Source organism: Halobacillus sp. BBL2006 (assembly GCF_000786645.1).
GTDB lineage: Bacteria > Bacillota > Bacilli > Bacillales > Halobacillaceae > Halobacillus.
The window spans coordinates 1-5,678 of sequence record NZ_JRNX01000076.1 but is presented as its reverse complement, the minus strand read 5'-3'; the positions used below and the strand labels follow the sequence as shown (position 1 = coordinate 5,678).

Below are 5,678 nucleotides of genomic sequence, written 5' to 3'. Positions count from 1 at the left end.
GGGTCGATGCCGTGTTGTCTCGCTTAACGGATGTTATGTTCGCTTTTCCTGACATTTTGCTTGCTCTTGTCATCATGGCGATTTTAGGACCGAGCTTGACGAACTTAATGATTGCCGTCGGGATCGTTTACACACCGATTTTTGCCCGAATCGCACGGGGATCTGTTTTATCTAATAAAAACTCACTATATATAGAAGCGGCACAGTCCATGGGTGTCAGCAACTTGAAAATTATGTGGAAGCATATCATTCCGAACAGCATGGCTCCGCTCATTGTCCAGGTGACGCTATCGTTTGCGTTTGCCATTCTAGCCGAAGCGGCCCTTAGCTTTCTTGGATTAGGTGTTTCTCCTGATACACCGTCCTGGGGCATCATGCTCAGTGAAGGAAAGGACTGGATGGAATCCGCCTGGTGGATCGCTGTCTTCCCGGGAATTGCGATTACACTTGCCGTCTTCAGCTTCAACGTTATGGGAGATGGACTACGTGACGCGCTGGATCCTCGCCTGAAAAATGAGTCAGCGTAAGAAAAGGAGAGATTCGATGTCTGATTACATTATGGAAGTTAACGATTTGAAGACCCATTTTCACACGAAAAAAGGAGTCGTCAAAGCCGTTGACGGAGTCAGTCTCAAAGTGAAGAAGGGAGAAATTCTCGCAGTTGTCGGTGAATCTGGCTGCGGGAAGAGTGTAACGTCCCAATCGATTATGCGTCTTGTCGGAGAGAAAAAGAGTGAAGAGGTCACAGGCGAAGTTCTGTACCACGGGCAGGACTTGTTGAAAAAGTCGAGCCTTGAGATGCAGAAGATCCGTGGGAAGGACCTCTCGATGGTATTCCAGGACCCGATGACGTCTTTGAACCCGGCATATACGGTCGGCACCCAAATCGCTGAAATGCCGATCATTCACGAGAAGAAGGATAAGAAGTCCGCCTGGAAGCGTGCGGTAGAGATGTTGACGAAGGTCGGCATCCCTTCTCCTGCAAAAAGGGCCGAACAGTATCCTCACCACTTCAGTGGCGGAATGCGTCAACGTGGAGTTATTGCTATGTCGCTCGCTTGTGATCCGGATTTGATCATTGCAGATGAGCCTACGACAGCGCTTGACGTCACCATTCAGGCCCAAGTCTTGGATATTTTACGCGGGTTGAGAGATGAGACCGGAACCGCAATTGTTCTCATCACACACGACTTAGGTGTTGTCGCTGAACTTTGTGATAAGGTAGCCGTTATGTACGCAGGAAAGATTGTCGAAGAAGGTACAGTGGAGGATATTTTCGATCGTCCGAAGCACCCCTACACACAAGGGTTACTGAATTCGGTTCCGCGCCCAGGGAAAAGAGAGCGTCTCCAGCCGATTGAGGGACAGCCGCCCAACCTGCACGATCTTCCTAAAGGGTGCCGTTTCGCAGAGCGCTGTCCGTTTGTAATGGATCAATGCTTAGAGAAACAGCCGGAGCTAATCGCTTCAGAGTCGGAACAACATACAGTGGCATGCTGGCTAGAAGAGGAGGATAACAACGATGGCAACGGAAGAAATCGTACGCGTCGACGGGTTGAAGAAGTACTTTGATATTTCCAATGGATTGTTTAGAAAAAAGAGCACGGTCAAAGCCGTAGATGACATTAGTTTTTCTGTCCATAAAGGGGAAACTCTCGGAATTGTCGGAGAATCCGGTTGCGGAAAATCAACAACTGGCCGTCTGTTGATGCGTTTATTAGATGCGACTGATGGTTCGATTTATTTCGAAGGGGAAAACATTCTCAAATGGGATAAAAAAGAATTGAAGAAACGCCGACGTGATTTTCAGATGATCTTTCAGGATCCATTTGCTTCCTTGAATCCGAGAATGGCGGTGGAAGATATCATCGAAGAGCCATTGATGACGATCGGCATGCCGAAAAAAGAGCGCAAGGAAAGGGTTTATCAGCTGCTAAAGGATGTTGGTATCCCTGAAAGCTATAAGGATCGGTACCCACACGAATTTTCTGGTGGACAGCGTCAGCGGATCGGAATCGCGCGTGCTCTTGCGTTGAAGCCTAAGTTTATCGTCGCTGACGAACCTGTGGCTGCCCTCGACGTATCTATTCAGGCACAGATCATCAACCTCTTAATGGATTTGCAAGAGGAGTACAATTTCACATACTTATTCATCGCTCATGACTTGAGTGTCGTGCAGTATATTAGTGACCGGGTCGGCGTGATGTATCTCGGGCAGATGATGGAGCTGTCAGAAAGTGATGAGCTATATGACAACCCGCTTCATCCCTATACCCAGGCATTGTTATCTTCCATTCCCGTGCCTGATATCCATGCGAAAAGAGAAAAGATCCCGTTGGAAGGGGAAGTACCAAGTCCGGATAATCCACCGTCCGGGTGTCGTTTTCATACACGGTGCCCGATTGCTACCGAACGATGCAAGCGGGAGGTTCCGGAATTCAGAGAAATAAAAAATGGTCATTATGTGGCCTGTCATGAGGTGTAATCTATGAAGCTTAATACGTTTTCCATCATTGCGCGGTGCCCGGAAACCGGGAACTTCGGAGGTGCGGTAGCCACCTGCTTTCCTGGGGTGGGCGCACATTCTCCTCACATTGAACCGAATGTCGGTGCTGTCGTTACTCAAGGATGGGTGAATCCTCCCCTTGGTCAAGAAGGACTTGATCACTTGAAGCAGGGCCGTACGGCGAATGAGACGTTGAACCATCTTTTGCTGGATGACCCAGGTAAAGAACTGCGTCAGGTTGCTGTCATGGATTCCTACGGAAATTGTGCCGCCTATACGGGAGTTGAAAATGATGGGTACAAAGGACATCATATCGGTGACCAATATTCAATCCAAGGGAATTTACTAACAGGACCTGAGGTTATCGATGATATGGCTGAGGCATTTGAAAATTCTTCAGGACCATTAGCGGATCGTTTACTTCTAGCCTTAGAAGCAGCAGACGCAGCAGGTGGGGATGTCAGAGGGAAACAGTCGTCAGCCATTAAAGTTGTCGCTGTCGATCAATATCCATTTGTTGATTTTCGAGTCGATGACCATGAAGAACCTGTGAGGGAACTTCGACGAATTTATGAGAAGAACAAGTCTGTCTTAATCGAGCGCTATTACGAGTGGATTGATGCGGTGAAGGAAGGCACCGTCTTTTGAAGATTTTGTTTTTTGAGTAAATTCTTCTATAGTAGATGATGAGGTGGGACGATGAGAACAGAATTATTGAACCAGTTGAAAAATCAATTCTACCAGGATCAAATCTATTTAATCGATAAAGATTCTAGAAAGGCGATTTCAGGAAGGGAAAATTTTATCAACGTGACGAGCTGGATTGATATGTGCCTGGCCAGTCAGGAATCGATCATTCATATTTCACCAACAATGCGAGCCTTCCAATATGAAGAGATCATCGTCGTTCTTGCAGGTTCAAAAAGCTATAACGAGAGAGAAGCGTATGACTATTTCCATCAATATGAGCCTTGGTTGAAGCTGCTCATGAATTACATGAAAGATCAGGAGAAGCAGAATTCCCTTGATCTATTGATGGACGTCGCTCATACGCTTGCTTCTCGTATGTACGAAGACAATATATTGGAGATCATCATCGAATCTGTCGTCGATGCATTATCCGCAGCAGATACAGGCTTTTTATTTTTGTATGACGAAAAGCTCGATAAACTTCTCGTCCAATCGGCCGTAGGATTCAAGGAGCATAGCTACAAGAAAACGAGATTGAGAGTAGGCGAAGGTGTCAGTGGGATGGTATTCCAGCATGGCAAATCGATGATGATCCATGGGGAAAAGCAAATTGCTGAAACGATGAGGAATATGTCTCAAGCTAATTTTCAATATTACATTGACTCGACGATCGATAAGGCCTTCCCTGACAGCATGATTTCTGTCCCTCTGCGATTTCAATATGAGACGATCGGAGTACTGACCATTGATAGTTTTAAGGAAAATAGTTTTTTCTCAGAACAGGATTTGGAGCTTCTTGAATCACTTGCCGATCATGTCGCAATTGTTATTACTCATGCAAAGCTTTATAAGCAGGAGCGGAAGCAGCGGAAAGAACTGCAGCAAACCCACCAGGCGCTGCGAAAAGAGCACGTCACGATGCAGCGCACAACTGACTTCCACCATCAGCTCACCAATATCGCTGCCCGTGGAGAAGGAGCGGAAGCAATCGTTCGTACATTGAAACGTATGGTGCGTTATCCGTTTGCCATCTATGATTCTTTACTTAAACTCTATTACATAGACAAAGAAGCAGAAGGAAAGCAATTGCCTGAGAAGTTTCTTAGTCACGACCGTGTTAAAAAAGTCATTTCTACGAATAAGTGGCAGCAGATTACCACAGAAGGAGAAGAACGACTTGTCGTGCTTCCAGTTGTGGGCGTAGATTCGATGTGGGGGTTTCTCTGTGTCTGGATTGACTCTGCTGACTTTTTTGAAAATGATATCGTTCTGTTCGAATATGGGGCTACGGTGCTTTCGCTTGAATTAACTAAACAGGATGCTATCCGTGAAGCTGAAAACCGGGCGAAAGGTGAACTAGTAGAAGGTGTGCTTGCTGGGGAAATAACTCCATCTCTGGAAGCGCAGGCATCGAACCTCGGATTTTCACTTTCCGATTATTATGTGATGGTCTTGTGCAAAATTGATCCAGCTTTCGCTGAAAATGCGGCAATGACTCAAAACGCTCGAAGGCAAAAGGATGAGGTCGTGGAGAGCATTGAGCACGCGTTATCTGTTTATCAACTTAATGGGATTGTATCGATGAACAGTACGTACATTTTTGCGATGGTCAGTTTTCCAGATGCAGATGGGAAAATGGCTGCTCGAGAATGTATTAAACCGTTTGTTCATCAAATGGAAAAGACATCAGCACCGATAAAACTCGGGGTCGGCCGAGTGCATAAAAACCTTTCCTGTTTGAATCACTCCTATAAGGACGCTGAGAAATGCATACAGCTTCTTGATAGCCAGCCAGATAAAAAAGTCATGAGTTTCGTAGAGGCAGGGGTTTATCGATTTTTCTTACAGCATAGTGAGGAAGAGCTCCAGCTCTATGTATCTGATATTCTAGGTCCCTTGATCCAATACGATCGTCAGAAAAATAGTGATTTTATTCAAACCCTAACGACATACATTATGTATGATAAAGATTTACGTAAGATTACAGAGCATCTGAACATTCATGCGAACACACTTTATTATCGTATTAAACGGATCCAAGATATTCTTGAGCTAGATTTCGATCACTCCGATGATTGGTTCAATGTTCAGCTGTCTTGCCAAGTTTATAATTATATCAACGAGAAATAGGGAGGGAAATCATATGTTAGCTATACAGAATATCACCATCGTTCCCGTCTCTGGGTCTTCTATCGATCATGCGACTCTCATTATTGAGAAAGGTAAGATTAAGAATTTCGGTAATGATGTAGACGTATCGGGTTGCGACAAAGTGATTGAGGGAGCAGGGAAAATTCTTACTCCAGGCTGGATCGATGCTCATACTCATTTAGGCATTGATGAAGAAGGTTATGGCTGGGAAGGTGCCGATTTTAATGAAACTTCAGAAGCGATGACCCCACATTTACGTGCGATTGATGGTGTCAATCCGAATGATCGTGGTTTTCACGATGCTGTGCAGGCTGGAATTACCACAGCTCAA

5 protein-coding genes and 1 pseudogene are annotated in these 5,678 nt (G+C 45.5%); all 6 read left to right on the top strand.

Translation table 11 applies throughout. The annotated features are described in order from the left end of the window. Positions 1–527: ABC transporter permease (locus LD39_RS02920; RefSeq protein WP_035542717.1), on the top strand; the 527-nt coding region annotated here is incomplete at its 5' end. 16 nt (positions 528–543) lie between these two features. Further along, positions 544–1,572: an ABC transporter ATP-binding protein gene (locus tag LD39_RS02915; protein WP_035542716.1), complete on the top strand. Its 1,029-nt coding sequence runs from the start codon at positions 544–546 to the stop codon at positions 1,570–1,572. After that, positions 1,523–2,485 carry an ABC transporter ATP-binding protein gene (locus LD39_RS02910; protein ID WP_035542714.1) on the top strand — a complete coding sequence of 321 codons (963 nt, stop codon included), beginning with the start codon at positions 1,523–1,525 and terminating at the stop codon, positions 2,483–2,485. Before LD39_RS02915 ends, LD39_RS02910 begins: the two co-directional genes overlap by 50 nt. A gap of 3 nt (positions 2,486–2,488) precedes the next feature. Then, entirely contained in the window at positions 2,489–3,154 is a 666-nt protein-coding gene (locus LD39_RS02905; protein ID WP_035542711.1) for a DUF1028 domain-containing protein, read from the top strand. A gap of 51 nt (positions 3,155–3,205) precedes the next feature. Then, positions 3,206–5,326, top strand: a complete 2,121-nt coding sequence (locus tag LD39_RS02900; protein WP_035542709.1) for a GAF domain-containing protein — start codon at positions 3,206–3,208, stop codon at positions 5,324–5,326. Positions 5,327–5,339: 13 nt separating this feature from the next. Further along, a pseudogene (locus LD39_RS02895) lies at positions 5,340–5,678 on the top strand (amidohydrolase); the annotation flags it as partial.